General features: G+C 63.1%; 29 protein-coding genes. 24 read left to right on the forward strand and 5 right to left on the reverse strand.

The features are described 5' to 3' along the window. Nucleotides 1-2: 2 nt before the first annotated feature. The 18 genes from AB5Y93_RS02540 (at nt 3) to AB5Y93_RS02625 (ending at nt 15,965) form a co-directional block, all read left to right on the forward strand. A complete protein-coding gene (locus AB5Y93_RS02540) occupies nt 3-2,153 on the forward strand; it encodes a chemotaxis protein CheA (RefSeq protein WP_368228747.1) in 2,151 nt (716 codons plus the stop codon). Between the two features lie 31 nt (nt 2,154-2,184). After that, nucleotides 2,185-3,300: a chemotaxis response regulator protein-glutamate methylesterase gene (locus AB5Y93_RS02545; RefSeq protein WP_041215583.1), complete on the forward strand. Its 1,116-nt coding sequence runs from the start codon at nt 2,185-2,187 to the stop codon at nt 3,298-3,300. Nucleotides 3,301-3,302: 2 nt separating this feature from the next. Further along, a complete protein-coding gene (locus tag AB5Y93_RS02550; RefSeq protein WP_199767353.1) occupies nt 3,303-4,040 on the forward strand; it encodes a flagellar motor protein in 738 nt (245 codons plus the stop codon). Nucleotides 4,041-4,042: 2 nt separating this feature from the next. Continuing rightward, nucleotides 4,043-4,951, forward strand: coding sequence for an OmpA family protein (locus AB5Y93_RS02555; RefSeq protein ID WP_045525215.1), 909 nt, complete (start codon nt 4,043-4,045; stop codon nt 4,949-4,951). Between the two features lie 4 nt (nt 4,952-4,955). Then, the gene (locus tag AB5Y93_RS02560) at nt 4,956-5,750 is read left to right on the forward strand and encodes a ParA family protein (protein WP_010673940.1); all 795 of its coding nucleotides are present in this window, start codon (nt 4,956-4,958) and stop codon (nt 5,748-5,750) included. Then, a complete protein-coding gene (locus AB5Y93_RS02565) occupies nt 5,747-6,613 on the forward strand; it encodes a chemotaxis protein CheW (RefSeq protein ID WP_010673941.1) in 867 nt (288 codons plus the stop codon). Before AB5Y93_RS02560 ends, AB5Y93_RS02565 begins: the two co-directional genes overlap by 4 nt. A 69-nt stretch (nt 6,614-6,682) precedes the next feature. After that, nucleotides 6,683-7,171, forward strand: coding sequence for a chemotaxis protein CheW (locus AB5Y93_RS02570; protein WP_010673942.1), 489 nt, complete (start codon nt 6,683-6,685; stop codon nt 7,169-7,171). Between the two features lie 71 nt (nt 7,172-7,242). Next, nucleotides 7,243-7,629: a DUF2802 domain-containing protein gene (locus AB5Y93_RS02575; protein ID WP_010673943.1), complete on the forward strand. Its 387-nt coding sequence runs from the start codon at nt 7,243-7,245 to the stop codon at nt 7,627-7,629. 219 nt (nt 7,630-7,848) lie between these two features. After that, nucleotides 7,849-8,484, forward strand: coding sequence for a cytochrome c biogenesis heme-transporting ATPase CcmA (gene ccmA, locus AB5Y93_RS02580; RefSeq protein ID WP_128296031.1), 636 nt, complete (start codon nt 7,849-7,851; stop codon nt 8,482-8,484). 3 nt (nt 8,485-8,487) lie between these two features. Beyond that, nucleotides 8,488-9,156: a heme exporter protein CcmB gene (ccmB, locus tag AB5Y93_RS02585; RefSeq protein WP_010673945.1), complete on the forward strand. Its 669-nt coding sequence runs from the start codon at nt 8,488-8,490 to the stop codon at nt 9,154-9,156. A 166-nt stretch (nt 9,157-9,322) separates the two neighbouring features. Next, complete coding sequence (locus AB5Y93_RS02590) at nt 9,323-10,063, forward strand: heme ABC transporter permease (protein WP_010673946.1); 741 nt, start codon at nt 9,323-9,325, stop codon at nt 10,061-10,063. Nucleotides 10,064-10,065: 2 nt separating this feature from the next. Next, nucleotides 10,066-10,272 carry a heme exporter protein CcmD gene (ccmD, locus tag AB5Y93_RS02595; RefSeq protein ID WP_039039901.1) on the forward strand — a complete coding sequence of 69 codons (207 nt, stop codon included), beginning with the start codon at nt 10,066-10,068 and terminating at the stop codon, nt 10,270-10,272. Next, on the forward strand, nt 10,269-10,760 hold the full coding sequence (gene ccmE / locus AB5Y93_RS02600) for a cytochrome c maturation protein CcmE (protein WP_103243523.1): 492 nt from the start codon (nt 10,269-10,271) through the stop codon (nt 10,758-10,760). The genes ccmD and ccmE overlap by 4 nt, the downstream gene beginning before the upstream one ends. A 79-nt stretch (nt 10,761-10,839) precedes the next feature. Next, entirely contained in the window at nt 10,840-12,795 is a 1,956-nt protein-coding gene (locus tag AB5Y93_RS02605) for a heme lyase CcmF/NrfE family subunit (protein WP_323920844.1), read from the forward strand. Beyond that, complete coding sequence (locus AB5Y93_RS02610; protein WP_041215578.1) at nt 12,792-13,322, forward strand: DsbE family thiol:disulfide interchange protein; 531 nt, start codon at nt 12,792-12,794, stop codon at nt 13,320-13,322. Before AB5Y93_RS02605 ends, AB5Y93_RS02610 begins: the two co-directional genes overlap by 4 nt. Nucleotides 13,323-13,332: 10 nt before the next feature. Then, nucleotides 13,333-13,815, forward strand: coding sequence for a cytochrome c-type biogenesis protein (locus tag AB5Y93_RS02615; protein ID WP_039039897.1), 483 nt, complete (start codon nt 13,333-13,335; stop codon nt 13,813-13,815). Further along, nucleotides 13,812-15,074 carry a c-type cytochrome biogenesis protein CcmI gene (gene ccmI / locus AB5Y93_RS02620; protein WP_368228748.1) on the forward strand — a complete coding sequence of 421 codons (1,263 nt, stop codon included), beginning with the start codon at nt 13,812-13,814 and terminating at the stop codon, nt 15,072-15,074. Before AB5Y93_RS02615 ends, ccmI begins: the two co-directional genes overlap by 4 nt. A 78-nt stretch (nt 15,075-15,152) precedes the next feature. Further along, the gene (locus tag AB5Y93_RS02625) at nt 15,153-15,965 is read left to right on the forward strand and encodes a VacJ family lipoprotein (protein WP_368228749.1); all 813 of its coding nucleotides are present in this window, start codon (nt 15,153-15,155) and stop codon (nt 15,963-15,965) included. Between the two features lie 110 nt (nt 15,966-16,075). On the opposite strand, the gene sodB is transcribed toward AB5Y93_RS02625, so the two are convergent. Further along, complete coding sequence (sodB, locus tag AB5Y93_RS02630) at nt 16,076-16,660, reverse strand: superoxide dismutase [Fe] (protein ID WP_010673954.1); 585 nt, start codon at nt 16,658-16,660, stop codon at nt 16,076-16,078. 287 nt (nt 16,661-16,947) lie between these two features. Between sodB and AB5Y93_RS02635 the strand changes: the two genes are divergently transcribed. Continuing rightward, nucleotides 16,948-17,292, forward strand: a complete 345-nt coding sequence (locus tag AB5Y93_RS02635) for a Grx4 family monothiol glutaredoxin (protein WP_010673955.1) — start codon at nt 16,948-16,950, stop codon at nt 17,290-17,292. A gap of 67 nt (nt 17,293-17,359) precedes the next feature. Here AB5Y93_RS02635 and AB5Y93_RS02640 read toward each other — a convergent pair whose 3' ends face one another. Beyond that, nucleotides 17,360-18,571 carry an RsmB/NOP family class I SAM-dependent RNA methyltransferase gene (locus AB5Y93_RS02640; protein ID WP_010673956.1) on the reverse strand — a complete coding sequence of 404 codons (1,212 nt, stop codon included), beginning with the start codon at nt 18,569-18,571 and terminating at the stop codon, nt 17,360-17,362. 211 nt (nt 18,572-18,782) lie between these two features. On the opposite strand from AB5Y93_RS02640, the gene AB5Y93_RS02645 reads away from it, so the two are divergent. From AB5Y93_RS02645 to AB5Y93_RS02660, 4 genes are all read left to right on the forward strand, one after another. Beyond that, nucleotides 18,783-20,750 carry a reprolysin-like metallopeptidase gene (locus tag AB5Y93_RS02645; protein ID WP_368228750.1) on the forward strand — a complete coding sequence of 656 codons (1,968 nt, stop codon included), beginning with the start codon at nt 18,783-18,785 and terminating at the stop codon, nt 20,748-20,750. Then, nucleotides 20,747-21,070 carry a hypothetical protein gene (locus tag AB5Y93_RS02650; protein ID WP_128313477.1) on the forward strand — a complete coding sequence of 108 codons (324 nt, stop codon included), beginning with the start codon at nt 20,747-20,749 and terminating at the stop codon, nt 21,068-21,070. The genes AB5Y93_RS02645 and AB5Y93_RS02650 overlap by 4 nt, the downstream gene beginning before the upstream one ends. A 157-nt stretch (nt 21,071-21,227) precedes the next feature. After that, the gene (pdxH, locus tag AB5Y93_RS02655) at nt 21,228-21,866 is read left to right on the forward strand and encodes a pyridoxamine 5'-phosphate oxidase (protein ID WP_368228751.1); all 639 of its coding nucleotides are present in this window, start codon (nt 21,228-21,230) and stop codon (nt 21,864-21,866) included. Beyond that, complete coding sequence (locus AB5Y93_RS02660; protein ID WP_010673960.1) at nt 21,866-22,825, forward strand: LysR substrate-binding domain-containing protein; 960 nt, start codon at nt 21,866-21,868, stop codon at nt 22,823-22,825. The genes pdxH and AB5Y93_RS02660 overlap by 1 nt, the downstream gene beginning before the upstream one ends. Nucleotides 22,826-23,038: 213 nt before the next feature. Here AB5Y93_RS02660 and AB5Y93_RS02665 read toward each other — a convergent pair whose 3' ends face one another. Genes AB5Y93_RS02665 through AB5Y93_RS02675 form a run of 3 tightly spaced genes read right to left on the reverse strand, consistent with a single transcriptional unit; the run spans nt 23,039 to nt 25,484 of the window. After that, on the reverse strand, nt 23,039-24,220 hold the full coding sequence (locus AB5Y93_RS02665) for a M20 family metallopeptidase (RefSeq protein WP_368228752.1): 1,182 nt from the start codon (nt 24,218-24,220) through the stop codon (nt 23,039-23,041). After that, a complete protein-coding gene (locus AB5Y93_RS02670) occupies nt 24,220-24,669 on the reverse strand; it encodes a hypothetical protein (RefSeq protein WP_010673962.1) in 450 nt (149 codons plus the stop codon). The genes AB5Y93_RS02665 and AB5Y93_RS02670 overlap by 1 nt, the downstream gene beginning before the upstream one ends. Further along, entirely contained in the window at nt 24,666-25,484 is an 819-nt protein-coding gene (locus AB5Y93_RS02675) for a DUF3100 domain-containing protein (protein WP_010673963.1), read from the reverse strand. The genes AB5Y93_RS02670 and AB5Y93_RS02675 overlap by 4 nt, the downstream gene beginning before the upstream one ends. A 260-nt stretch (nt 25,485-25,744) precedes the next feature. Between AB5Y93_RS02675 and AB5Y93_RS02680 the strand changes: the two genes are divergently transcribed. Beyond that, on the forward strand, nt 25,745-26,935 hold the full coding sequence (locus AB5Y93_RS02680) for a GNAT family N-acetyltransferase (protein WP_368228753.1): 1,191 nt from the start codon (nt 25,745-25,747) through the stop codon (nt 26,933-26,935). Nucleotides 26,936-26,947: the final 12 nt, after the last annotated feature.

Consider the following 26,947-nt stretch of genomic DNA (forward strand, 5'->3'; position numbering starts at 1 on the left):
GCATGGCCTTCGAAGTTGATGAAGACATACTGCAAGACTTTTTGGTCGAAGCATCAGAAATATTGGAACAGTTGTCTGAACAACTGGTCGACTTGGAAAAGCGGCCCGATGACAAGAACCTGTTGAACGCCATCTTCCGCGGTTTCCACACCGTCAAGGGGGGAGCGGGCTTCCTCTCCCTCACCGAACTGGTGGATGTCTGTCACGGTGCCGAGAACCTGTTCGACATGCTGCGCAACGGCAAGCGGACCCTCAGTGCCGAGCTGATGGATGTCATCTTGCAGGCGCTGGATGCCATCAACGTCATGTTTGCCCAGGTCCAGAACCGCGAAGAGATAAGCCCCGCTTCTCCCGATCTGCTGCACGATCTGCACGAGCTGTGCAAGCCGGAAGGGCAGGAGCAGCTGCGTACCGCCAGCGTGGCGACCCAGCCAGAACCCGAACCTGAGCCCGAACCCGCACCAGAACCCGAGGTCATCGCCGAGGTGGCGCCTGTCGCCGTCAATGGCGGTGGCTCCATCGACGAGATCTCCGCCGACGAATTTGAACGCCTGCTCGATGAGCTGCACGGTGTCGGCAAAGCGCCGACGGTCTCTGCCGCCCCCGTGCTGAGCGGTTCAGGTGACATCACAGACGACGAATTCGAGGCTCTGCTCGACCAGCTCCATGGTCAGGGCCAGCACGGTGGTGCCCCCGATCTGGCCCCCCTGCAGTCGGTCCAGAAAGAGGTGGACGAGCTCATCGACGACGACGAGTTCGAGCGCCTGCTGGATGAACTGCACGGCCGTGGCCAGGCGCCCCAGCACAGTCTGGCACCTGCGCCCGCTCCCGAACCCAAGGCCCCGGCACCCGCTGCCCCCGCAGCCCCGGTGACGCCGCCCAAGGCGCCAGTGGCCGCCAAACCCGCGCCGGTAGAGCCCCCAGCGCCAGCCAAGGCCGCCCCTGCCAAGCAGGCCGCTCCCGCCGAGAGCAGCGCGGTACAGAGCGATACCACGGTGCGGGTGGATACCAAGACCCTGGACGTCATCATGAACATGGTGGGCGAACTGGTGCTGGTGAGAAACCGCCTGGTGAGCCTCGGCATCGCCAGCAATGACGAAGAGATGTCCAAGGCTGTCGCGAACCTCGACGTCGTGACCGCCGATCTGCAGGGCGCGGTCATGAAGACCCGCATGCAGCCTATCAAGAAAGTATTCGGCCGCTTCCCGCGCGTGGTGCGCGACCTGGCTCGTACCCTCAAGAAGGAGATCGAGCTGGTGATGGTGGGTGAGGACACGGATCTGGACAAGAACCTGGTGGAGGCCCTGGCCGACCCCCTGGTTCACCTGGTGCGCAACTCCTGCGACCATGGTGTCGAGATGCCGGATGTGCGCGAGAAAGCGGGCAAACCCCGTCAGGGTACCATCACCCTGAGCGCCTCCCAGCAAGGAGACCACATTCTGCTCTGCATCGAGGATGACGGCGCAGGGATGGACCCGGAGAAGCTCAAGTCCATCGCCATCAGCCGTGGCGTGCTCGATGCTGACAGCGCGGCGCGCATGAGCGACAACGATGCCTACAACCTGATCTTCGCCCCCGGCTTCTCCACCAAGTCGGAGATCTCCGACATCTCCGGCCGTGGAGTGGGCATGGACGTGGTGAAGACCAGCATCGTCAGCCTCAATGGCTCGGTACACATCGATTCCACCTGGGGCAAGGGCACCCGTCTCGAAATCAAGGTTCCCCTGACCCTGGCCATTCTGCCGACCCTGATGGTGGAGGTGGGTCAGCAGACCTTCGCCCTGCCCCTCGGTTGCGTGAATGAAATTTTCCACCTGGATCTGAAAAAGGCCAACGTGGTGGATGGCCAGCTCACCATCATCGTCCGTGACAAGGCGATTCCGCTGTTCTACCTGCACAAGTGGCTGGTACGCGGTGCCGGCAAGACGGCCCGCCAGGACCAGGGTCACGTGGTCATCGTCCAGATAGGGACCCAGCAGGTGGGCTTCGTGGTAGACAACCTCATCGGTCAGGAAGAGGTGGTGATAAAGCCCCTGGACAACCTGCTGCAAGGTACCCCCGGCATGGCCGGCGCCACGATTACCAGCGACGGCGGCATCGCCCTCATTCTGGATGTGCCCAGCCTGCTCAAGGCCTATGCCCGTCGCCACTGAGCGCCAGGCTCAAGGAGTTAAAAGAATAACAATGGCAGTCAAGGTATTAGTGGTCGACGATTCGAGTTTCTTCCGCCGTCGGGTCAGCGAAATCATCAATCAGGATCCCCTGATGACGGTGATCGACACGGCCCAGAACGGGCGGGAGGCGGTAGACAAGGCGCAGCAGTTGCGGCCCGACGTCATTACCATGGACATTGAAATGCCGGTGCTCGACGGCATCAGCGCCGTGCGCGAGATCATGGCCAAGTGTCCGACCCCCATCCTGATGTTCTCCTCCCTGACCCACGAGGGAGCCAAGGCAACTCTGGATGCGCTGGATGCGGGCGCCCTCGATTTTCTGCCCAAGAAGTTTGAAGACATCGCCCGGGACAAGGACGAAGCCGTCAACCTGCTGCAGCAGCGGGTCAAGGAGATCGCTCGCAAACGCTTCCTGATGGCGACCCGGCCCCGTGCCCCCGAGCCTGCCGTCCGGCCCGCCGTCACGGGGACCCTGAATCGTCCCTTGGCCGAACGCCAGCCCGAGCCTGCGCGGGCAGCGGCGGCTCCCGCCGCGTTCAAGCGCAGTGGCAAGAGTTACCAGCTGGTTGCCATCGGTACCTCCACCGGCGGGCCGGTGGCACTGCAGAACGTGCTGACCAAGCTGCCGGGAGATTTCCCTCATCCCATCCTGCTGATCCAGCACATGCCGGCCACCTTCACCGCTGCCTTTGCCGCCCGCCTCAACGGGCTGTGCCAGATAGGCGTCAAGGAGGCGCAGGATGGCGACGTGCTCAAGCCGGGTCAGGCCTATCTTGCCCCCGGTGGCAAGCAGATGTTGCTGGAAGGGCGCGGGCCCGGTGCCCGTCTTCGCATCATCGATGGCAATGACAAGGTCAACTACAAACCCTGCGTGGACATCACCTTCGCCTCCGCTGCCAAGACCTATGGCGACAAGGTGCTGGCCATCGTCCTGACCGGCATGGGTGCGGATGGCCGCGACGGTGCCCGTCTGCTCAAGGAGCAGGGGGCGACCATCTGGGCGCAGGATGAAGCCTCCTGCGTGGTCTATGGCATGCCCCAGGCCGTTGCCAAGGCGGGCATAGCAAGCGAATCCCTGCCGCTGGATCGGGTGGCCCAGCGCATTCTGGTCGAGTTGGGTCGCTGACCATGGGCATGCTCGGCCTGGTGCTGGCGCTGGGGGCCGTCGCCATCGCCCAGTGGTGGCATGGCGGCAGCCTGCTGACCCTGCTGGATGGCCCGGCCTTTGTCATCGTCGTCGGGGGAACCTGGGGGGCGGTGATCTTGCAGACTCCCCGCAAGTACCTGCTCAGTGCCCTGAGGCAGGCAACCTGGATGCTGTTTCCGCCGCAGCTGGATCTTGCGGAGCAGGCCGAGCGCCTGAAGGCGTGGGCCCAGTTCGCCCGCCAGCAAGGCTTGCTGGCGCTGGAAAACCAGGCCGAGGCCGAGCCCGATCCCTTCACCCACCAGGGGCTTTCCATGATTGTGGATGGCGTCTCCATCGAGGATATCCGCAGCTTGCTGGAGGCGGACATCGACATCGAGCAGGAGCGCAACGAGCACTCGGCCAGGGTGTTCGAGTCCATGGGGGGGTACAGTCCCACCATCGGCATCATCGGGGCCGTGATTGGCCTCATCCAGGCCATGTTTCATCTGGAGGAGCCAGGCACCCTGGGGGCGGGCATTGCCGTGGCCTTCGTCGCCACCATCTACGGGGTGGGCTTTGCCAACTTGCTCTATCTGCCGATTGCGAATCGGCTGCGCGCCTTCCACTACCATTACGGCCTCTATCAGGAGATGACCCTGGAGGGGCTTCTGGCCATCGCCCACGGGGAGAACGGCCCGCAGGTTGAAAGGCGGTTACGGGCTTATCTGAAAGGGGAGTAGCCATGCGCAAGCGCTATCGTTTGCACCTGCAAGGGCGAGAGCATCTCGATCGCTGGCTGGTCTCCTATGCCGATTACATGACGCTCATCTTCGCCCTTTTCGTGGTGCTCTACTCCGTTGCCATCGTCAACAAGGAGGAGTACCGCGCCGTCATCGAGGGCATGACCCAGGCCTTCAACCAGGCGCCGCGCAGCGATGGCCTGCTGGAAGGGCGGGGTAATTCCTTGCTGGACAACTCGGTCTCGGCCGCCCCCAGCCTGCTGGAGAGCCAGGCCTCTGCGTCCCCCTCGCGTGCCCCCATCACGGGTACGCCCGTCTCGCAAGATGGCACGGCTCTTGCGCAGATCGACATGCAGATCCAGGAGTCCATGGGCGCCCTGGTCGATGCGGGGGTGGTGAAGCTTGCGCAGGATGACAACTGGCTGACGGTGGAGCTGAGTTCAGGTCTCCTGTTCAACAGTGGCAGCGCTTTTCTGGGTAACAATGCCGCCCCTGTGCTCGATACGCTTTCAGGTATTCTCAAACCGGTCGATAACTATGTCAGGGTGCGGGGCTACACGGATAACCAACCGATAAACAACGAAATTTTCCGCTCCAACTGGACATTGTCAGCGGCCCGCGCCGAGGCAGTGCTCAATGCCCTGGTGGGCAAGGGGGTGGCTCCCGGTCGGCTCGCCTACGAGGCGTACGGAGAGTTTTCCCCCTTCGTCGACAATGGCACCGAGCAGGGACGATTACAGAATCGCAAGGTGGTGGTCGCCATATCCAGGTTCGCCTGGGTGCCACCAGCCCCCGTCAAACCGCTGACGGTGGCACCGGTGCAGGACGCACCGCAGAGTGTCGACAGTGAAAAGATCAGGGTGATCGCGCTGCCCGGTGGGGGCATACGCATAACAACAAGGCAGGATTGATACAGTGATTGTTTGGACGGTTGCCAATCAGAAAGGTGGAGTCGGTAAAACCACCACGGTCGTCTCCCTGGCGGGCATTCTGGCCCAGCGTGGCCAGCGGGTACTGCTGATCGACACCGACCCCCACGCCTCCCTGACCTCCTATCTCGATTTCGACTCGGACAGGCTGGAAGGCACCCTGTACGAGTTGTTCCAGGCGGCCAAACCCAGCGCCGAGCTGGTCAACCGGATGACCCTCAAGACCCGATTCGAGAACATCAGCCTGCTGCCCGCCTCGATTACCCTGGCCACGCTGGATCGGGTGATGGGCAACCGGGAAGGGATGGGGCTGGTGCTCAAGCGCGCTCTGCTGCGGGTGCAGGATCAGTTCGACTACGTGCTCATCGACTGTCCGCCGGTGCTGGGGGTCATGATGGTGAACGCGCTGGCGGCCTGCGATCGCATCCTGGTGCCGGTACAGACCGAATTCCTGGCCCTCAAGGGGCTGGAGCGGATGATGAAGACCTTCGAGATCATGCAGCGCTCCAAGCGGGAGAAGTTCCGCTACACCATCATTCCGACCATGTTTGACAAGCGTACCCGCGCCTCCCTGATGACATTGCAGTCCATCAAGGAGCAGTATGGGGAGGCGGTGTGGAATGCGGTCATTCCCATCGACACCAAATTCAGGGATGCCAGTCTGGTGCACATTCCTCCCTCCATCTATGCACCGGGCAGCCGGGGCACCTATGCCTATGAGACCCTGCTCAACCATCTCGACGCGCTGGAGCGTCAACGGACCCAGGAGGTGATGCCGTGAGAGAGACCACCCAGGTTCGGGCCATGGACGACTATTTCCACTCCCTGCTGCTGGACGATGCCCTGCTGCGGGAAGATCCCGAAGACGAAGCACCGGCCCCTGCGTTGCAACGTCAGACCGTCGCCGTGCCGGAGGTGGCTGCCACCCCCTATCTTGAAGCCGATACCCGACTGGCCCAGCTGAGCGAGCTGCTTGCCCAGGTGGGACAGGTCCAGTTCGAGATGGATGCCCTGAGCCACGAAGAGGTGCATGTCGAGCCATTCCAGCTCGAGGCGGAGGTGGTTGACAGTGAGCCTCTGGTCGCCCTGGCAGAGCCGGTGGTGGAAGCCGTGGTGGAGGAGGTCGAGCCCGTCGCCCTCGCGGTGGCGGAACCCGCGCCCGCCCTCGAAGCGGCGCCCGCACCGTCGACCTGGGAGAACCTGGATACCGGCAACGAGTTTCAGGCGCTCTTCTTCGACGTGGCCGGGGTGACGTTTGCGGTGCCTCTGACCGAGTTGGGGGGCATCCATCAACTGGGGGAGGTGACCTCTCTCTTCGGCCAGCCGGGCTGGTACAAGGGGATCATGACCTCCCGCGAGCAGAAGATGAACGTGGTGGACACGGCCCAGTGGGTCATGCCGGGCCAGCATCTGGAGATGGACGATTACAAATATCTGATTATGCTGGGAGAATCACCCTGGGGATTGGCCTGTCACCAGTTGAAGGGCACAGAACTGCTGCACCGGGACCAGGTGAAGTGGCGCCATCAGGAGGGCAAGCGCCCCTGGTTGGCCGGCATGGTCAAGGAGAAGATGTGTGCCCTGCTGCACGTCAGGGAGCTCTTGCTGCTGCTTGGCCGGGGCGTGAACATCGAAGGCCGCTGACAACATCGGCATCGCCATGGTTTTATTGCTAATTTTACCCGTTGACGGGTTCATACAAGGATCAAGAAGATGACAGAGAAGCGCAATATTGCACAGAATCTGGCCGAAGACGAAGTGCTGCAGTGGGTGACCTTCCAGTTGGAAAACGAGACCTATGGCATCAACGTGATGCAGGTTCAGGAAGTGTTGCGCTACACCGAGATCGCTCCGGTCCCGGGTGCACCTGACTACGTGCTGGGTATCATCAACCTGCGTGGCAACGTGGTGACCGTCATCGATACCCGCTCCCGTTTCGGCCTGCCGGCCGGGGACGTGAGCGAGAACTCCCGCATCGTCATCATCGAGGCGGAGAAGCAGGTGATCGGCATCATGGTGGACAGCGTGGCCGAGGTGGTCTATCTGCGCTCCTCCGAGATCGATGCCGCCCCGGCGGTAGGCACCGAGGAGAGCGCCAAGTTCATCCAGGGCGTCAGCAACCGTGACGGCCAACTGCTGATCCTGGTGGATCTCAACAAGCTGCTCTCCGACGAAGAGTGGGAAGACATTGGTTCCCTGTAACAGGGACGGGAACGTGCGGACGGGGGCGATGGCACCTGTCCGCCTCCCTGTGACGGTAAGGTGATGGTTTGATGATTGAATTTGCAGCCTTGGGGTTGTCCTTGCTCGCACTGGTGCTGGCCCTTTACGGGATCCTGGGGCACCGTCGTCGCCAGCGAGAGTCCGAGGCCAGGGTGGAAGCGCTGCAGGGGCAGCTCGAGAGTCTGCGCAAGCAGATGATGGAGTTGCACACGGGCGCCATCGGCATGGGTCAGCGTCTGCAAGCCGCAGAAGGGGCCATGCAGAAGATCCACGACAGCCAGCAGGAGCTGACGTTGCAGGATCCGGAGCGCCGCCTCTACAGCCGCGCCGCCAAGATGGTGGAGCTTGGTGCCGATCTGGACGAGGTGATGAGCGAGTGCGAGTTGCCCCAGGCGGAAGCGGAGCTGCTTATTTCCTTGCGAAAGGGACGCAGCTGACGGATGTGTCGCGGGGAGGCCGGTGCCTCCCCGCTTTCTGTTCGGCCCGTGGCCGCCTCTTTCATGATGCCGGGACGGTGGATAATCCTTTGGCATCAATCTCTTTGGTGGGGGCGCGATCTTCCCCACAAATCCTGTTGATTATTGGCATCTTTGAAAAGACGCCTCCGGATCCTGTGTTAAGATGCAGGCCGCCTCATTTTCAACGATTACATCCCCATGCTGCTTCAAGCGAACAATCTGAGCTGCGTGCGTGAAGATCGCACCCTGTTTGAACATCTCTCCTTCGCGGTGCGTGCCGGGGATTTGATGCAGATTGAGGGTCCCAACGGGGTGGGCAAGACCAGCCTGTTGCGCCTGCTCACCGGCCTCTCCCAGCCCTTTGCTGGCGAGGTGTGCTGGAATGGGGAGAATATCCGCCATTGCCGGGATGAATACCACGCCAACCTGCTTTACCTGGGCCATCAGCCCGGCGTCAAGGCGACCCTGACCCCCCTTGAGAATCTCTCCTTCTACCAGAAGCTCCATGGCCCTGCCGGAGACGGCGTGGATCTCTGGCGGGTGCTGGCCCAGGTCGGCCTCGCCGGTTTCGAAGACTATCCCGCGGGGCAGCTCTCCGCCGGGCAGCAGCGACGGGTGGCGCTGGCCAGGCTGTGGCTGAGCGAGCGACCGGCGCTCTGGATCCTGGACGAGCCCTTCACCGCCATCGACAAGCAGGGGGTCAGGGTGCTGGAGCAGTTGTTCCTCGCCCACGCGGACAGGGGGGGCATGGTGGTCCTTACGACCCACCAGGATCTGACCCTGATGCAGGGACGGCTCAAGACCCTCTCTCTGACCTCGCTGTTGCAGGAGTAGCCCATGCTGCGCGCCGTCATACACCTTATTCACCGCGAGTTGCTGATGGCCCTGCGCCAGCGCGCCGACATCTTCAACCCGCTCTGGTTCTTCCTCATCGTCATCACCCTGTTTCCATTGGGGATCGGGCCCGAGCCCCAGTTGCTGGCCCGCATCGCTCCCGGCATCATCTGGGTGGCGGCCCTGCTGGCGGCCATGCTCTCCCTGGAGCGGCTGTTTCGTGACGACTTCAGTGACGGCGCCCTGGAGCAGATGATGCTGATGCCCCATCCCCTGGGGTTGCTGGCCCTGGCCAAAGTGATCGCTCACTGGCTGCTGACCGGTCTGCCGCTGTTGCTGGTCTCCCCCTTGCTCGCCATCCTGCTCTCCCTGGAGCTGAAGACCTATCTGGCCGTGGTGGCCACCCTGGCGCTCGGTACGCCGGTGCTGAGCCTGCTCGGTGCGGTCGGAGTGGCGCTGACCGCAGGGCTGCGCAAGGGGGGCGTGCTGCTCAGCCTGCTGCTGCTGCCGCTCTATATTCCGGTGCTTATCTTCGCCACGTCCGCCATCGACGCGGCGAGCATGGGACTGCCCTATGCCGGTCAGCTCGCCATCCTGGGGGCCATGCTGGTGGGGGCATTGACCCTGACGCCCCTGGCCATCTCGGCGGCGCTGCGGGTGAGTGTCAACTGATTGATTTGGTGAAAAGATTTTCGTTTGAAGCCTTGTTAGGGGCGAGATAGTTGAGATAGATCAAGGGGATGGCTGCTTATTGCTTTCGGGGGATATGATGTTTTTCCCCCATGGGTATGGTAGCCCTCGCCACTTAAAAATTAATAACTGAAAGGTTTCGTGAGCTATGTGGAAATGGTTGCACCCTTATGCCAAACCCGAGCGCGCCTATGGGCTGGCCGGCACCCTGCTGCCCTGGTTTGCCGTGACAAGCCTGCTCGCCTTCATCATCGGCACCGTCTGGGGGCTGGCTTTCGCACCCGCCGATTACCAGCAGGGCGACTCTTTCAGGATCATCTATATCCATGTGCCCTCCGCCATCCTCTCCATGGGCGCCTACTCCACCATGGCGGTGGCCGCCTTCATTGGCCTGGTGTGGCAACTGCGCATGGCAGACATGACGGTGGCGGCCATCGCCCCGGTGGGGGCCGTCTTCACCTTCATTGCCCTCTTCACCGGCGCTGCCTGGGGCAAACCCATGTGGGGCACCTGGTGGGTGTGGGATGCCCGGCTCACCTCCGAGCTCATCCTGCTGTTCCTCTATCTGGGTGTCATCGCCCTCTACAACGCCTTCAGCGACAAGGTGGTGGCGGGCCGCGCCGCCGGCATCCTGGCGCTGGTCGGGGTGATCAACCTGCCCATCATCCACTACTCGGTGGAGTGGTGGAACACCCTGCACCAGGGGGCCACCATCACCAAGTTTGACAAACCCTCCATCTCCCCGGAGATGCTGTGGCCGCTGCTCATCATGATCCTGGCGTTCGCCGCGTTTCTCGGTGCCCTGACCCTGATGCGTTTTCGCAATGAGCTGCTGATGCGGGAGTGGCACCGCCCCTGGGTCGCCGACATCGCCAGGCAGGAGAAGTAAGCATGCACTTTGCCTCGTTCAGTGATTTCATGGCCATGGGAGGCTATGCCTTCTACGTCTGGCTCTCCTTCGGTCTGACCCTGCTCTGCCTGGTCGGCATCGTCATTTCCACCCGGTTGAAGACCCGCAGCCTGCTTGGCGAACTGCGCAACAAGCAGGCTCGGGAGGCACGCCGCAAGGCGGCCCAGCAGATGGAGAACACCCTATGAACCCGCGCCGCAAGAAACGCCTCACCATCATCCTGGCCATCAGCCTGGGCCTTGCCAGCGTGACTGGCCTGGTGCTCTATGCCCTGAGCCAGAACATCGACCTCTTCTACACCCCGAGCGAGCTGGTGGAAGGGAAGGGGCCGGAGAAGGTCAAGCCCGAGGAGGGGCAGCGCCTGCGCATCGGTGGCCTGGTGGTGCCGGGATCTGTGGTGCGGGATCCCCAGAGCCTCAAGGTAGCCTTCAAGCTGGTGGACAACGGCGGCCATCTGGTGACGGTGGAGTTTGACGGCATTCTGCCGGACCTGTTCCGCGAGGGGCAGGGCATTGTCGCTCAGGGCACCCTCAAGGATGCCACCACGGTCGCCGCCTTCGAGGTGCTGGCAAAGCACGACGAGAACTACATGCCGCCGGAAGTGGCCGACGCCACCAACGGCATGCACTTCAAGCCCGAATACACAGAGGCGCAGTTGCAGGGAGCCAAGCAATGATGCCGGTATGCGCCAAGAATTCACTTCTTTATACCGCCAAATCGGCAGGTTTCTCCGTGCAATCGAGAGGGAATAGTCAATGATCCCGGAATTAGGGCAGTTCTCACTGATCCTGGCCTTCGCCACCGCCCTGCTGCTGGGCAGTTACCCGCTGATCGGGGCCCATCTCGGTCGTCTTGGCATGATGTCGGCGGCCCGCCCGCTCGCCTACAGCCAGTTCCTGCTGCTGCTGCTGTCGTTTCTCTGCCTCACCTGGGCCTTTATCGACAACGACTTCACCGTGCAGTACGTGGCCACCAACTCCAACAGCCTGCTGCCCCTGCAATACCGCATCTCGGCGGTGTGGGGAGCCCATGAAGGCTCGCTGCTGCTCTGGGTGCTGACCCTGGGGGGCTGGACGGCGGCGGTGGCCCTCTTCAGTCGCCGTCTGCCGCTCGATGCGGTGGCGCGGGTACTCGGGGTGCTCGGCCTTATCTCGGTGGGCTTCACCGCCTTCGTGCTGTTCACCTCGGATCCTTTCACCCGCACCCTGCCGTATTTCCCGGTGGACGGGCGGGATCTCAATCCGCTGCTGCAGGATCCCGGTCTCATCTTCCACCCCCCCATGCTCTACATGGGCTACGTGGGCTTCTCGGTGGCCTTCGCCTTCGCCATCGCCTCCCTGATGACGGGGCGTCTGGACGCCACCTGGGCGCGCTGGTCCCGTCCCTGGACCATGGCGGCCTGGGTCTTCCTGACGCTGGGCATCGTGCTCGGTTCCTGGTGGGCCTATTACGAACTCGGCTGGGGCGGCTGGTGGTTCTGGGACCCGGTGGAAAACGCCTCCTTCATGCCCTGGCTGGCGGGCACGGCCCTGCTCCACTCCCTCGCGGTGAGCGAGAAGCGCGCCACCTTCAAGGCCTGGACCGTGCTGCTGGCGCTCTCGGCCTTCTCCCTGAGCCTGCTAGGCACCTTCCTGGTGCGTTCCGGCGTGCTGGTGTCGGTCCATGCGTTTGCCTCGGACCCGACCCGGGGTCTGTTCATCCTGGGCTTCCTGCTGGCGGTGATAGGCAGCTCCCTGCTGCTGTTCGCCTTCAAGGGCTCCCAGGTGAAGAGCCACGGCAAGCATGAGCTGTGGAGCCGCGAGACCCTGCTCCTTGGCAACAACATCCTGCTGGTGGCGGGCCTGCTCACCGTGCTGCTCGGCACCCTGTTGCCCCTGGTGCACAAGGAGCTGGGGCTTGGCAGCATCTCCATCGGCACCCCCTTCTTCAACCACATCTACAGCTGGCTCATCATCCCCTTCGCCCTGCTGCTGGGGGTGGGCCCCCTGTTCCGCTGGCGCCGCCAGGATCTCGGTGAGCTCAAGGTCAAGGTGATGCTCGCCCTGGTGCTGAGCCTGGCCGCGGCTCTGCTGTTGCCCAAACTCTTTGCCGAGGCGTTCAAACCCTGGGCTGCGCTCGGTATTGGGCTTGGCGTCTGGATCATCGTCACCAGCGTGCAGGAGACCTGGGCGCGGGCCACCCACAAACACGGTTTTGCCACCGGCGTGCGCAAGCTTGGCAACAGCCACTGGGCCATGATCCTGGGGCACGTGGGGCTTGCGGTGAGCATCATCGGCATCGCCTGCACCCAGAACTACAGCATCGAGAAGGACCTGCGGATGCAGGCCGGTGATCGCGTCCAGTTCGCCGATTACGAGTTCGTCTTCACCGGGATCAAGGAGAAGAACGGCCCCAACTACGACGGTTTCAAGGGCGTGCTGGAAGTGCACCGGGATGGCAAGCAGGTTGCCCTGCTCAAACCCGAGAAGCGGATGTACACCGTGAGCCGCATGCCGATGACCGAGGCGGCTATCGATGCGGGGGTTACCCGGGATCTCTATGCGGCGCTCGGCGAGCAGCTCGACAACGGCGCCTGGGCGGTACGGATCTACTACAAGCCCTTCGTGCGCTGGATCTGGTTTGGTGGCGTCTTCATGGCCCTCGGCGGCGTGCTGGCCATGCTGGACAAGCGCTACCGCTTCGGACGTCGTGACGAGGAGGCCAAGGCATGAGCAAGAAGACCTGGCTCTATCTGCTGCCCTTCATCATCTTCCTGATGGGGGCCGTGTTTCTGTTCAAGGGGCTCTACTCCGATCCCACCAAGCTCGAATCCGTGATGGTGGACAAGGAGGTGCCCGTGTTCACCTTGCAGGACATCTATGATCTGGGCAAGCAGCACGACAGGAGCATCCTCAAGGGGCGCCCCATGCTGCTCAACGTCTGGGCCACCTGGTGCCCGACCTGTTACGGAGAACACACCTACCTCAAGGAGCTGGCGGGGCAGGGGATCTACATCGTCGGCATGAACTACAAGGACGAGCGTGACAAGGCCATCAAGTGGCTGGCGGAGCTTGGCAATCCCTACCAGGTCAACCTCTATGATCCGGACGGCATGCTGGGGCTGGATCTCGGTGTCTATGGCGCGCCCGAGACCTTCTTCATCGACAGCCAGGGCATCATCCGCTATCGCCACGTGGGGGACATCAACCCAGACGTCTGGGCCAGTACCCTCAAACCCATCTTCGATGCCATGAAGTGAGGCCTCCCCGATGAAAACACTGATTGCATCCCTGTTGCTGCTGGCCGGTCTCGTCTGCGCCGGACAGGCCCGCGCCGCCATCGATGTCTACACCTTCGAGAGCGACGCCCAGGAGCAGACCTTTCGCGAGCTGACTAAGGAGCTGCGCTGCCCCAAGTGCCAGAACCAGGATATCGCGGACTCCAACGCCGGGCTCGCCAAGGATCTGCGGGACAAGACCTACCAGATGGTGCGCGAGGGCAAGGAGAAGCAGGAAGTGGTGGACTACATGGTGGCCCGCTACGGCAACTTCATTCTCTATGATCCCCCCCTGATGGCCTCGACCCTGATCCTCTGGCTTGGCCCCTTGCTGGTCATCGTGATTGGCGTCGTCACCGTGGTGGTGCGAAGCCGCCGCCATGCCCCTGCTCCCTTGCAACAGCCTGAAGGTACCCTGAGTGCAGAAGAGCAGGCCAGGCTGTCCGCCCTGCTCAAAGAGGAAGAGAAACCATGACCCCATTCTGGATACTGGGTGCGGCCCTGCTGGTGCTGGCGAGCCTGGCGCTGATCGTGCCGCTGTGGCGCGGCGAGGGCCGGCAGAGCATCAGTCGCTCGGCCCTCAACAAGCAGCTCTATCGCCAGCGCCTGCTGGAGATAGGGGAGGAGCGGGAGCAGGGGATACTGGCGGAGGAGCCGGAATCCCTGGTGGAGCTGCAGCGCAGCCTCCTGGACGACATTCCCGACGTGGAGCAGACCGCCCGTGGCGGCAAGAGCCTGATCTGGATCCCCGGTGTGCTGGTGCTGGCGGTGGTGAGCATCAGCCTGTACGCCAAGCTCGGCGCCTGGCAGGAGGTGAGCCGCTGGCAAGATGCCAGCAGCCGGTTGGGGGAGCTCAGCAACCGCATCCTGGTGGAGCGCGATACCCGGGTGACCGAGCAGGATCTGCTGGACTTCACCCTGGCCCTGCGAACCCGGCTGAAAGAAGAACCGAACGACTATCGCGGCTGGCTGCTGCTGGGGCGCCTGACCCTGGATGGCAATGATCCCGAGATGGCCCGCGAGGCGCTGGAGCGTGCCTACGCCCTCGCGCCCCAGAAGGCCATGGTGGCGGTGCCCTATGCCCAGGCCCTGATGATGACGGGGGAGGAAGCCCGTGCGGATCAGCTGTTGCAGGCGGTCATTGCCGAGGACCCGGCCAACATCGAGGCCCGCTCCGTCCACGCCTTCATGGCCCTGCAAAAAGAGGATTTCCAGACCGCCCTCGACCGCTGGCAGGGGATGTTGCCGCTGCTGGAGCCGGGCTCGGCCCGCTACACCATGGTGGAGCGCTCCATGGAGTACGCCAGGCAGCAGCTTGGCCAGCGTGGCATCGCCGTGACCACCCCGTCTGCCGAAGGCCAGGCACAAGCCGAGGTGCTGGCGGTGAAAGAGGGGGAGTTCCCCCTGCACATCACCCTGGCGCCGGGCATCAAGATGCCGGAAGATGCCCATCTGTTCGTGTTTGCGGTGATCCCCAACGGTCCGCCCATGCCCATCGCGGTCAAGCGCATTGCAGACCCGCATCTCCCGCTCACCCTCTCCCTGGGGGACGGGGATGCCATGATGGAGGGGAGCAAGCTGGCGGCCCATGCCGAGCTGCAGTTCAAGGCGCGCCTCTCCCGAGGTGGCAACGTCATGAACAAGGAAGGCGCCTTTGAAGGGGTTTCGGTCACCGTGCCGACCAGCACCATCCCCACAGCGCCGATTGACATCCGCATCGATCACGCCCTCTAATACGCTTTTGGCCCACCCCTTGGGGTGGGCCCCCTGTATAATTCATATCAATACCCAAAAAAATCTTAGGACTTTCATATGTATCTGCGTTCAGGAGCATTGGCGGTGGCATTGCTGCTCGCGGGCTGTGCGGGCGGCCCTCCCAAGCCGGGCCCGGAGAGCCTGGATCTCGGCGAGACCCCGAGCCGCCCCGGGGCATCCAGCACGGCCAGCGATCCTCGCGACCCCTTCCAGGGGCCCAACCGTGCCATGTGGGCCGTCAACTATGACGTGCTGGAGCCCTATGTGGCGCGCCCCGTGGTACACGGCTATGCCCGCTATGTTCCGCAAGGGGTGAGGGACAGCATCGAGAATTTCGTGGACAACTTCGACGAGCCGAGCAGCATGGTAAACCACCTGCTGGTGGGTGATCTGAAAGGGGCCGGTACCAACCTGGGCCGCTTCACCCTCAACACCACTGTGGGCCTGCTCGGTCTGTTCGACGTGGCCAAGCATGCGGGCCTGGCTCGCAACACGCTGGAGATGGACACCGTGCTCGGCAAGGCCGACATCGGGGATGGCGCCTATCTGATGGTGCCGGTCTACGGTCCCACCACCACCCGGCAACTGGTTGGGGATACCATCGATACCATCTACTTCCCCTATGCCCTGCTGACCTTCCCGCTGAAGGTGGTGCACTGGGCGCTGGATGGCCTCGGTACCCGCTCCAAGCTGATCGATCAGGAGCGCATCATCGACAACGCGCTGGATCCTTACGCCCTGACCAAGGACTTCTACTTGCAGTACAACGATGGCAAGGTGACGGGCCGCAAACCCGAGCTCCAGGAGCAGAAGCCAGAGGCGGCGGATGATGACAACCTCGACGATTACATGGACGAGATAGACCAGTAAGCACGGTCATCTTCCACAAGGCGCCTGCGGGCGCCTTTGTTGTCGATGGCAGGTATTCGACCATAAAAAAACGCCCCGCAAGTGCGGGGCGTTTTGGCAAGAAAGGCTTATCAGGCAGCCAGGTTCTTGGCCACGAATTCCCAGTTGACCAGGGCCCAGAAGGTTTCCATGTACTTCGGACGCAGGTTGCGGAAATCGATGTAGTAGGCGTGTTCCCACAGGTCGACGGTCAGCAGCGGGGTGGTACCGGCTTCGGTCAGCGGGCAACCGGCGTTGGAGGTGTTGACGATGGCCAGGGAGCCGTCAGCCTTTTTCACCAGCCAGGTCCAGCTGGAACCGAAGTTGCCGATGGCAGACTTGGTGAACGCATCCTTGAACTCGGCGAAGGAGCCGAAGGCCTTGGTGATGGCATCGGCCAGGGCGCCAGTGGGCTCGCCACCGCCGTTCGGGGAGAGGCAGTGCCAGTAGAAGGTGTGGTTCCAGATCTGGGCAGCGTTGTTGAAGACGCCACCAGTGGAGGTCTTGATGATCTCTTCCAGAGACTTGCCTTCAAACTCGGTACCCGGCACCAGGTTGTTCAGGTTGACCACGTAGGTGTTGTGGTGCTTGCCATGGTGGTATTCCAGGGTTTCCTGGGAGATGTGCGGTTCCAGAGCATTGATTGCATAGGGCAGAGCGGGAAGTTCGAAAGCCATTTTCTACTCTCCATTGGCTGGTCCGTGCGAAGGCGACGGTTGCAAGACATTGCGTACTCTTTTCTATCTTGAAAAGAATTGTTCTTGAAATGAGGGGGCCAGACGGCCCAAAGCCCGTCGATTGTAGCAGTATCAAAGATGGGCGAACAACCCTTGATTCTTGCCATGATCCGGATCAAGCTGCGGCGTATTGATGCATGACTTCTTTCATTCGCAACGGTTTGCCAGTTTGTGGTCTGCCCGGATTGCAGTAGAATGGCCGCCGAAATCGCTCCAGTGAGGCATTTATGGAAACTATTGAAAAGATCAAACAGCAGTTGGCTGAGAATCCCATCATCCTCTACATGAAGGGATCCCCCAAGCTGCCCAGCTGCGGTTTCTCTGCCCAGGCCTCCCAGGCCCTGATGTCCTGCGGCGAGCCTTTCGCCTATGTCGACATCCTGCAGAACCCGGACATCCGCGCCGAGCTGCCGAAATTCGCCAACTGGCCCACCTTCCCGCAACTGTGGGTCGAGGGCGAGCTGGTCGGTGGTTGCGACATCATGATCGAGATGTTCCAGGCCGGCGAGCTGCAGACCCTGATCAAGGAAACTGCCGCCAAGCACAAGCAGGATGACGCTGCCGCCGAATAAGGCCGCATCCATACCATGCAAAAAGGGGAGCCACTGGCTCCCCTTTTCTTTGTGCCCACGACAGACATCAGGCGATGCGTTCGAGGCGCGCCATGTAGAAGCCGTCGAAGCCGGTCTCGGCCGGGCTGACGTTGTGATCGCCGATCAGGCGGAAGTGCTCGTTGGCGGCGAGGAACTTGTCCACCTGCTGGCGGTTCTCCTCGGGCAGGATGGAGCAGGTGGCGTAGACCAGCAGGCCGCCCACCTTCACCATCTGGCTGTAGCGCTGCAGGATCTCCTCTTGCAGGGCGACCAGCACCGGCAGGCGCTCGGCGGTGTCGCGCCACTTGGCATCCGGGTTGCGCTTGAGCACGCCAAGGCCGGAGCAGGGGACGTCCAGCAGCACGCGATCGGCGCTTTCTTTCAGGCGCTTGACGGTCTTGCTGCTGGTGATGACCCGGGTCTCCACGTTGTGGGCACCGGCGCGGCGGGCGCGCTGCTTGAGGTTCTCCAGTTTCCACTCTTCCACGTCCATGGCCAGCAGACGGCCCTTGCCCTGCATCATGGCGGCCAGGTGCAGGGTCTTGCCGCCGGCACCGGCACAGGCGTCGATGACCCGCATGCCGGGCTTGACGTCGAGGGCCGCGGCCACCAGCTGGGAGCCGGCATCCTGCTGCTCGAAGCAGCCATCGGCAAAGGCCTGGGTACGGAACAGGGCGGCGTCCGAGGTCACTTGCAAGGCAGTCTCCACTCCGTCGACGGGCACTGTGGTGACATGCTCTTTGGCCAGCATGGCTTGCAGCTCGTCCCGGGTGCACTTGAGGGTGTTGACCCGCAGGTAACGCTTGGGCATCCAGGCCAGGGCGGCACGCTCGGCCGGCCAGGCGTCGCCCAGTTGCTCGCTGCCGAGTTTTTCCAGCCAGGCAGGGCAGCCGTCCATCAGCACCGGGTTCTTCTTGGCCTCGGTCAGGCGGCGGCGGAACGCCTCCTCGTTGAAGCGATCCAGGGTCGGGTGGTTGGGCTGATCTATCTTGTGGAAGGCGTGCCAGCTGTGCAGCAGCGGCCAGACATTCTTCTCCGCCTGACGGACCTGGATGCCGGTGAGGAAGCAGTAGAGGCTGAGGCGGCGCAGCAGATCGCCGGTGACCAGGGCAATCCTTGCCTGTTCTTGCGGTTTGAGTTCGATGCCGGAGAAGTGACGTGCATAGGCGCGGTCGAGGGTAAGACCCTGACCCAGCACATCGTCAACGATGGCAACGACCAGATCCCCGAAACGGGGCAACAGTGGGGACTTGAGCATGAGATTAACCTTGGCCAAAGAAAGAGTGAACCGGCCCCGTCGAAGAGGGGTTCTGGAACGGACAAATCCGCGCCATGATAGGGGCTAGTCTGCATTGGTGCAACCTTCCCCATTCGGGGAATGTACAGAGGATGTTGCTGGACTAATCGGACCAGCGGGCAAATGATGCCGTGGCAGTTCAGGTGAATCCGTTTAAAAAGGAATTAAAAAGATGCAGTTGATGAAATATTCTCCGCTGGCGGTGCTGGTGGCGGGTCTGATGACGTCCGGCAACCTGATGGCCGGCGAGTGGCATACGGTCACGGCGCGGGCCACCGCCGCCGATGGGTACGAGGTGAGGGCCAGCCAGTATCGCATCGTCACCGTCTCCACCGATTACCTGGCTGCCCTGAAGGGGGGCGAGCGCCGCTTGACCCTGCCCCTGCCGGATGGCAGGGAGGTGACCTTCAGCCTGCAACCCTATGATCTGCTGCCGGTGGATCTGGCCGCCAAATATCCCGATATCCTGGCCTTCAAGGGGCATAACGAAGCGGCGCCGGGCGAGACCGGGCGCTTCGATCTCGGTCCCCAGGGATTCCACGCCATGTTCAGCCATGAAGGGAAAATGGTGTTCGTCGATCCCCTTCGCAATGGGGAAGGCTATGCCGTCTATTACCAGCAGGATGCCCACAGCCGGCTGGAAGAGGAGGCGGACAAGGTGATCGGGGGCGAGGCCAAAAAGCTGGCCCGCCAGGTGCTGGTGGATGGCAACGAGCGCAAGCGCTATGTCATCGCCATCTCGGCGGCGGGGGAGTACACCCAGTATCACGGCGGCACCGTGGAGGCGGGTCTTGGCGCCATCACCACCCTGCTCAACCGGGTCAACGAGGTCTACCAGCGTGACGTGGCGGCCGAATTCCAGCTCGCCAGCGGCAACGACACCATCATCTTCACCGACGTGGCGAACGATCCCTTCAACAATGATGACGGCGATATCGATGCCAACATGCAGGTGCAGGCCGATGCCCTGACCAAGGGGCTGGGGGCCTTCGACATCGGCCATGTGGTCAACACCGGTGGCGGCGGCCTGGCGGGACTGGGCGTACTCTGCACCCCTGACAAATCGGCGGGGATGACGGGCTCCTCCGAGCCGGTGGGGGATGCTTTCTTCATCGACTACGTAGCCCACGAGATCGGTCACCAGTTCGGAGCAGACCACACCTTCAACGGCACCACAGGCAGCTGTGGTGGCGGCAACCGGGAGGCAAGCCAGGCCTGGGAGCCGGGCAGCGGCAGCTCCATCATGGCCTATGCGGGGATCTGCGGAGACGAAGATCTGCAGCCCCACAGCGAGCCCTATTTCCACAGCAAGTCCATCGAGCAGATGCGGGCCCACATGGCCACGGTGCCAAATTGCGGCACCCCGTTGGCGCTGGTCAACAATGCGCCCCAGGTGGCGGCAGGCAATGACTACGTCATCCCCGCCAACACCCCCTTCGTGCTCAAGGGCGCCGGGGCGGATCTGGATAACGACGCCCTGAGTTACACCTGGGAGCAGATCGATCTGGGGACGGAGTCGAGCAGCCCGGCCACCATGGTGGACGACGGCAGCCGCCCGCTGTTCCGTTTCGTGGCGCCGACCAGCGTGCCGGAGCGCACCCTGCCGAGTCTCACCTCCCTGCTCACCAACACCCTGGCGATAGGGGAGGCCTGGCCTGCCACCAACCGGGACCTGAACTTCCGCCTCACTGCGCGGGACGGCAAGGGCGGTGTCGCCAGCGATGACATGAAGATCCAGGTGGTCAACACCGGCAAGGCCTTTGCCCTGACCAGCCCGGTGGTGACCCCCCTGGGGGCGGGCAAGACGCAGACAATCAGTTGGGAAGTGGCCGGCACCAATGCCGCCCCCATCAACTGCAGCAAGGTGGATCTTTTCATGACCCGGGACGAGGGGGCAAACTGGACTTCCCTTGCCAGCGGCAAACCCAACTCGGGCTCGGCGAGCGTCACCATTCCGGCGGGCCAGGATGGCACTGCCCGTTTGAAGGTGGCGTGCAGCGATAACATCTTCTTCGCCATCAGTCCCCTCAAGCTCTCGGTCACCCAGCGCGGTGAAGAGGGGGGAAGCGGTGGCGGCGGTGCCCTCGGCGTCTGGACCCTGGCCCTGGCGTTGCTGGGCTGGCAGCGGAGGCGGGCATGAGACTTGCCGGGGTGCTGCTGCTCACCCTGCTCGGCGGTTGTCAGGCCGATGCTGACACCCTGGATCAGGCGGTCAGCGCCAGCCTTGCCAGGCAGGATTACCGGCTGATCGTGCGGGCCGGGCGCGGCGAGGTGGCGCCCGGGATCGCGGCGGATCAGCAGGCGGCGGCCAAGGCGCGCTGCGGCGTGCGCTATCTCGATGGATTCGGGGATGTCATCAAGCCGGATCAGAAGGAGGCCCACGCCAGGCTGAGCGCCTATGCGGCGGACTACAACCGGCGCATGCTGGCCCATTGCCCGCCGATTGACGGCAAGCAGTAGGCTGACGGTCATCGGCATAAAGAGGGAGGCATGAGCCTCCCTCTCTTTTTGCTCCGCCATTTGGCCGCCCCGAGGCTTGTACCCATGGCGCGCTCGTCGCACAATGCCTGCACCCATCGCCGCACGGGCGGCAGAGAAAGAGAGAAGGAAAATCAAGATGATGGATGTGGCTGATCTGCGTCGCGAATACACCAGGGGTGGACTGCACCGGGCCGATCTGCCGGCCGAGCCCCTCACCCTGTTCGAGAAGTGGCTGGCCCAGGCGTGCGAGGCCAAACTGACCGATCCCACCGCCATGGTGGTGGGCACCGTGGATGCCGATGGTCAGCCCTGGCAGCGCACCGTGCTGCTCAAGCACTACGATGCCGACGGCATGGTGTTCTACACCAACATGGGCAGCCGCAAGGCGCATCAGCTGGAGGGCAACCCCCGTATCAGCCTGCTCTTCCCCTGGCATACCCTGGACAGACAGGTGCACGTGACCGGTCGGGTGGAGAAGATGAGCGCCTTCGAGGTGATGAAGTATTTCCACAGCCGTCCCAAGGACAGCCAGATCGCCGCCTGGGTCTCCAAACAGTCGACCCGCATCTCGGCCCGTGGCGTGCTGGAGGCCAAGTTCCTCGAACTCAAGCAGAAGTTTGCCAATGGCGAGGTGCCGCTGCCGAGCTTCTGGGGTGGTTTCCGGGTGCGCATCGACACCGTCGAGTTCTGGCAGGGCGGGGAGCATCGTCTGCACGATCGCTTCTATTACACCCGCGAGGGGGACGGCTGGCACATCGAGCGCCTGGCGCCCTGATGAACATCGCCCGGCTCAAGAACTTCACCGAGATAGTGAAGAACAACTTCAACATCTCGGCGACGGCGGAGAAGCTCTATACCTCCCAGCCGACCCTCAGCAAGCAGATGAAGATGCTGGAAGAGGAGCTGGGGCTGGCGCTGTTTACCCGCAAGGGCAAGAACCTGGCGGGCCTGACCCCCATGGGGGAGCAGGTGATGGAGCTGGCCAGGGGAGTGGTGGCCCAGGTGGAGCAGATTGGCCAGCTTTCCCTCGGGGATCAGCTGGCCACCAGCGGGGTGCTGCGCATCGCCACCACCCACACCATGGCCCGCTACAAGCTGCCGGCGGTCATTACCGAATTCTCCCGCCGCTACCCCGAGGTGAGCATCCAGCTGCATCAGGGAGCCCCTGCCCAACTGGCGCAGATGGCGCAAAACGGGGATGTGGAGATGGCCATCGCCACCGAGTCCATGCACCTGTTCGACGAGCTGGCGACCGTGCCCTGCTATCGCTGGGGGCGCAGCGTGGTGGTGCCCCACGGCCATCCGCTGCTGGACTGCCAGCCGCTGGCCATGGCGGATCTGGCCCGGTATCCCCTCATCACCTATGTGTTCGGTTTCACCGGCCGCTCCAAGATGGACAAGGCGTTCGGACGCCATGGCCTCAGCCCCCGCATCGTGCTGACGGCCACCGACAGCGACATCATCAAGCACTATGTGCGCCTGGGGATGGGTGTCGGGGTGATCGCCACCTCGGCGTTCGACGAAGGGGACAGGGAGAGCCTGGTCTGCCTCAACATCGATCATCTGATCGCCTCGAGCGTGGCCCATGTGTGCCTGCGCAGGCACGCCCACCTGCGGGACTACATGTACGACTTCATCCACCTCTATGCCCCCCATGTGAGCCGGGAGACGGTGCAGCTGGCGCTGCTCAACCAGGGAACGCCCGCCCCGTCTGCGACCCTGCCCTGGCTCTGAAGGCCGTCAGGGGGAGTCAGATGTGCTGCATAGAGGCAAAAAAGAGAGGCCAATGGCCTCTCTTTTTTGTGATAAGTGGTGTCCTGCGCTGCCTTTTCCCGGTGATCCCTCTCTCCCGGCTGTCGTGGTCACCAGATTGACGGCGCTCCGGGTGCAGAGCCGCAGATCGCCATCATCCAGCAGGGCTTCGGGGTGCGGCAGCCCCCTTGCAGCTTAGGGGGTTCGGGTCGCCAGATTGACGAAGATCTGGGCACCGATCAGCAGGCAGTCGTCGTCCAGGTAATAGGGGTTCGCGTGCAGGTAGTTGCAGATCCCCTTGGCCTGATTGCCGCTGCCGAGGAAGAACATGGCCCCCATGCGGCTTGGCGTGGCGTTGATCATGTAGCTGAAGTCCTCGCTGCCGGTCATGGGCTGGCCCTTTGCGTTGATCCCGTCGCTGGACAACACATCCGAGGCGGCTTGTTGCAGGCGCTCGCAGGCCTGGGGGTGGTTCTCCACTGCCGGGTAGCCGGCATGGACCATGGTGGTCTTGAAGCCGCGCAGCTCGCTCTGGGCGATGATGTCCCTGAAGCTGTTTTTCAGGATCTGGTCGGTTTCGGCGTCCATGGCGCGGATGGTGCCACGGGCCTGCACATGATCGGCGATGGCGTTGGGAATGGTGCCGCCGTTGATCATGCCGCAACCAAAGACCGCCGGGCTGAACGGGCTGGTGCGCTTGGCGACGATGTAGTCCATGTCCTCGATGATCCGCACCGCCTCCCGGATGGCATCCAGCCCCTTGTGGGGGGTGGAGCCGTGGGCGGAGATGCCGTGCACATCGAGCGTCCAGGCAGACCCCCAGGAGGACATGACCCCCTGGTTGAACTTGATAGTGCCCGTCTCCATGGCGCCGTCGTTGTGCAGGGCATAGACCTCGTCCACCCCCTTCATGCAGCCAAGCTCCACCATCTTTTCGGCCCCGGGGACACGCATGTCCTCTTCCGCCATCTGGAAGATGAAGCGGACGTTGTACCGCAGGCGCTCGCGGTTGGCGGCCAGAAACCTGGCGGCGGTCAGAGCGATCGCCATGTGGGAGTCGTGGCCGCAGTTGTGGGCCATCCCCTCATGGGTGGATTTGAACGCCACCTCGCTCATGTCGTGCATCTCCAGGCCATCCATGTCGGCACGAAAGGCAATGGTGGGCAGGGCAGGGTCGACCGCCAGATCCCCGTGAAAACCGGTGAAACCGGGATACAGGGTGATCCTGTAGCCGAACTCTTCCATCAACCCACGGCAGTAGGCAGAGGTCTTGAACTCGGCCCCGGAGTATTCCGGGATGCGGTGCAGGTGGTGGCGCACTTCGTAGCTGAAGTCGCGCAGAGCCAACAGGTCAGGTTCGATATGGTAGTGGTTCATCAGATGATCCCTTGAATGGAGAAACCGAGCTGGGCAACCAGGGAGGCGCCAAAGAAGCAGCAGGTGGAGACGATCATGAAGATGAGGATCACCTTCCACGACATCTTCTTGAGCTCCTCCAGCTGACCGCCCACCGAGAGGCCGGCGAAGGCCAGGAGCGGCACGCAGCAGGAGAGGAAGGAGATCTTGGCCACGGCGTCGATGAAGAGGCCGCGCACCGGGGTCTCGGGCAGGCAGATGAGAATGCCGATGATGGTGGCATAGGCAAAGGCCGGCAGGGAGGAGGGCAGGTAGCGCTTGGTCACCAGGGAGGCAAACACCACCAGGGACATGGCGATGAAGCTGTCCCCCATCTGCCACAGCGGCAGGCCCGAGGTCAGGGTCTGGGTGAACATGGCCAGCAGGATCGCCAGGAAGACGAAGCGCATATCCATCACGATGCTTTTCATGCTTTCTCTCCTTTGGCTGTCAGGGCATAGATTTTTTCAGCGAGCGGCAGACCCAGATAGGTGAGGGAGAGCGCTCCCAGGGCCGACGAGAGCAGGTTCGAGGCGGCGGCGATGCTGAGCACCTGCTGGGCCATCGCCTCGTCGAGGCCGTTGATGAGGGCACCGGAGGCGGCGCTCAGCATGGAGCCGGATCCCACGCCGGAACCGGCGGCCAGGGCCAGAGGATGCAGTCCGGTGAGGGGGGCGATGCTGCCGAGCACGCTGAACCAGAGGGTGCCGATGACGGAGCCGCACAGGTAGATGGCGAGCACGCCGATGTACTCCTGGGAGCCGGTGCCGAACTTGCCCTGGATCACCGCGACCGAGGGTTCACGGCTGATGGAGGAGCAGGCCCCGATGGCGCGGCGGCCAAAGCCGAACTTCACCGCCAGCGGAATGGCGATGAGGATGGGCAGGAGGTTGCCTATTTCCTGCAGGAAGAGCGGTACGCCGACGCTCAGGATCATCTTGAGGTTGGGGATGATCATCCCCGCATACTGGGTCCCGAGGATCAGCAGGCTGAAACCCACCATCTTGCCGCAGAAGCCCTCTTCTCGCTCGGTGAAGAGTCTCTTCCAGCCGGGAATGCGATCCTTGACGGGCTTGGCGGAGACGATCATGCCGATGATGACGGCAAAGAGCATGGGCAGGATGGGGATGATGGCGATGCCGAGTCTGATCTCCTGCTTCCCGATGAGGGATTGGGCCACGAAGATCAGCAGGGCGGTCGCCAGGGTACTGACTACTACCGTTTTGAGTGGGCTGGTTGGCTGCATAGTGTGTTCTCTTGTTATCCGTTGTCCTTCATGGGCGTCTTTGGTCGCGCCATGATGGGGGCATGATAGGAAGCGAGGAGGGGAAGGAATGTGACCGCCATCAAGTCAGCCATATGGCATTTTTTCATGGGGTATGCCGTTTAACCATGGTAAACATATGGTTTAACAACTCATTGGTAGCTGCTTATGCTGCCTCAGACAGTAGTGTGGTGCCGCCCGGGCACCCGGTGCCTGATCCGGGGGGGGATGTGGGGGAAGGAATGGATCTGTTGATCGAGGGTGCGCTCTGGCGCCCCTCCTGGCAAGCGGCGTTGCAGGCCTGGCAGCACCGGGGAAACCGCTGGTGGCTGCTGCTTGGCAAAGGGGAGGCGAGGGAGATGGCACCCTGGTCGGTCAGCCCGCCAGATGGCATTCTCCGTGCCCGCGACCTGCTTGCCGCCTGGCTGGGTGAGGCCGCCTCCCCGCTGATGGCGACACAGCCGGACCGGCAGATCCTGATCGCTGCCTCCGGCTCCCTGCTGACCCTGGCCAGAGAGAGCGGCCTGCTCACCCTGGGGCCCGCGGGGGCGGATCATCGCCTCGGTGCCGATGACGACCTCGGGGTTGCCCTGCAACGCCTGCTTGCCCGCCTCCTGATGACCCCGGTGCTGCGCGAGCCTGGCGGGCAGGACGCGCTGGTGCTGCGCCCCCTGCTGCCCGGCGATGAGAGCGCCATCCTGCGTTATTGTTCGGATGCGGCGCTCGCCCGTTATACCCTCAACATCCCCCACCCCTATTCGCCGGAGGCGGCGCGGGACTGGCTTGCCCTGAGCGGGCGCAAGGCTGCTCTCGGGCTGGGATGCACCTGGGCCCTGACTCTGCCCCAGGGGCGTGAAGACGAGCCCGCTCCCCTGGTCGGCTCCCTCTCCCTGCACTGGCACGGGGAGCTGGCATGGTGGGTCGGCGTGCCCTGGCAGAACAGGGGGCTGGCCACCCGGGCCGCGAGCCTGGTCAGGGCGTTTGCCTTCGAGCAGTGGCACCTGCCTGCCCTCACCGCTCGCCACATGCCGGGCAACCTCGCCTCAGGCCGGGTGATGGAAAAGACTGGCATGCACCATGACGGGCGTCGGCCAGATCCGGCCGATGGCGCCCTCGAGCTCGATCACTGGCGGCTGGATCGCCCGGCGCGCCTGACAGATGCACGCAAAGAGGCGCTGGCCCCCTGGCTGGATGACGAGGAAGTGGTTGTGGCCATACTGCACGATGAGGGGGTGGCGCTCTTCATGGCGGGGGAGGCGACAGAGGGCGAGCAGACACTCAGCGGGCTGACGGTGCGGCGCTATCCCCTGGCCATGCTGGCGCCAGAGGCACCCGGGGTGCAGGCCCATGGTGGTGGCGCCCTGCTCAAGGAGTGCGGGGATCTGGGCCTCGCCTATCTGCGGCGATTGCGACAGCCTGACGACGGACGCTGATGACTTGCGCAA

The organism is Aeromonas sp. R10-1, assembly GCF_040908465.1.
Taxonomy (GTDB): Bacteria; Pseudomonadota; Gammaproteobacteria; order Enterobacterales; family Aeromonadaceae; genus Aeromonas; species Aeromonas caviae.

Bases quoted from the DNA above. Each gene is read 5' to 3' on its own strand.
- ccmA (WP_128296031.1), top strand. From the start codon at position 7,849: ATGCTGCTTCAAGCGAACAATCTGAGCTGCGTGCGTGAAGATCGCACC.
- AB5Y93_RS02540 (WP_368228747.1), top strand. From the start codon at position 3: ATGGCCTTCGAAGTTGATGAAGACATACTGCAAGACTTTTTGGTCGAA.
- AB5Y93_RS02660 (WP_010673960.1), top strand. From the start codon at position 21,866: ATGAACATCGCCCGGCTCAAGAACTTCACCGAGATAGTGAAGAACAAC.
- AB5Y93_RS02675 (WP_010673963.1), bottom strand. From the start codon at position 25,484: ATGCAGCCAACCAGCCCACTCAAAACGGTAGTAGTCAGTACCCTGGCG.
- AB5Y93_RS02640 (WP_010673956.1), bottom strand. From the start codon at position 18,571: ATGCTCAAGTCCCCACTGTTGCCCCGTTTCGGGGATCTGGTCGTTGCC.
- AB5Y93_RS02650 (WP_128313477.1), top strand. From the start codon at position 20,747: ATGAGACTTGCCGGGGTGCTGCTGCTCACCCTGCTCGGCGGTTGTCAG.
- AB5Y93_RS02625 (WP_368228749.1), top strand. From the start codon at position 15,153: ATGTATCTGCGTTCAGGAGCATTGGCGGTGGCATTGCTGCTCGCGGGC.
- ccmE (WP_103243523.1), top strand. From the start codon at position 10,269: ATGAACCCGCGCCGCAAGAAACGCCTCACCATCATCCTGGCCATCAGC.
- AB5Y93_RS02590 (WP_010673946.1), top strand. From the start codon at position 9,323: ATGTGGAAATGGTTGCACCCTTATGCCAAACCCGAGCGCGCCTATGGG.
- AB5Y93_RS02680 (WP_368228753.1), top strand. From the start codon at position 25,745: ATGGATCTGTTGATCGAGGGTGCGCTCTGGCGCCCCTCCTGGCAAGCG.
- AB5Y93_RS02555 (WP_045525215.1), top strand. From the start codon at position 4,043: ATGCGCAAGCGCTATCGTTTGCACCTGCAAGGGCGAGAGCATCTCGAT.
- ccmB (WP_010673945.1), top strand. From the start codon at position 8,488: ATGCTGCGCGCCGTCATACACCTTATTCACCGCGAGTTGCTGATGGCC.
- AB5Y93_RS02615 (WP_039039897.1), top strand. From the start codon at position 13,333: ATGAAAACACTGATTGCATCCCTGTTGCTGCTGGCCGGTCTCGTCTGC.
- sodB (WP_010673954.1), bottom strand. From the start codon at position 16,660: ATGGCTTTCGAACTTCCCGCTCTGCCCTATGCAATCAATGCTCTGGAA.
- AB5Y93_RS02665 (WP_368228752.1), bottom strand. From the start codon at position 24,220: ATGAACCACTACCATATCGAACCTGACCTGTTGGCTCTGCGCGACTTC.
- AB5Y93_RS02570 (WP_010673942.1), top strand. From the start codon at position 6,683: ATGACAGAGAAGCGCAATATTGCACAGAATCTGGCCGAAGACGAAGTG.
- AB5Y93_RS02670 (WP_010673962.1), bottom strand. From the start codon at position 24,669: ATGAAAAGCATCGTGATGGATATGCGCTTCGTCTTCCTGGCGATCCTG.
- AB5Y93_RS02575 (WP_010673943.1), top strand. From the start codon at position 7,243: ATGATTGAATTTGCAGCCTTGGGGTTGTCCTTGCTCGCACTGGTGCTG.
- AB5Y93_RS02645 (WP_368228750.1), top strand. From the start codon at position 18,783: ATGCAGTTGATGAAATATTCTCCGCTGGCGGTGCTGGTGGCGGGTCTG.
- ccmD (WP_039039901.1), top strand. From the start codon at position 10,066: ATGCACTTTGCCTCGTTCAGTGATTTCATGGCCATGGGAGGCTATGCC.
- ccmI (WP_368228748.1), top strand. From the start codon at position 13,812: ATGACCCCATTCTGGATACTGGGTGCGGCCCTGCTGGTGCTGGCGAGC.
- pdxH (WP_368228751.1), top strand. From the start codon at position 21,228: ATGATGGATGTGGCTGATCTGCGTCGCGAATACACCAGGGGTGGACTG.
- AB5Y93_RS02550 (WP_199767353.1), top strand. From the start codon at position 3,303: ATGGGCATGCTCGGCCTGGTGCTGGCGCTGGGGGCCGTCGCCATCGCC.
- AB5Y93_RS02605 (WP_323920844.1), top strand. From the start codon at position 10,840: ATGATCCCGGAATTAGGGCAGTTCTCACTGATCCTGGCCTTCGCCACC.
- AB5Y93_RS02610 (WP_041215578.1), top strand. From the start codon at position 12,792: ATGAGCAAGAAGACCTGGCTCTATCTGCTGCCCTTCATCATCTTCCTG.
- AB5Y93_RS02635 (WP_010673955.1), top strand. From the start codon at position 16,948: ATGGAAACTATTGAAAAGATCAAACAGCAGTTGGCTGAGAATCCCATC.
- AB5Y93_RS02545 (WP_041215583.1), top strand. From the start codon at position 2,185: ATGGCAGTCAAGGTATTAGTGGTCGACGATTCGAGTTTCTTCCGCCGT.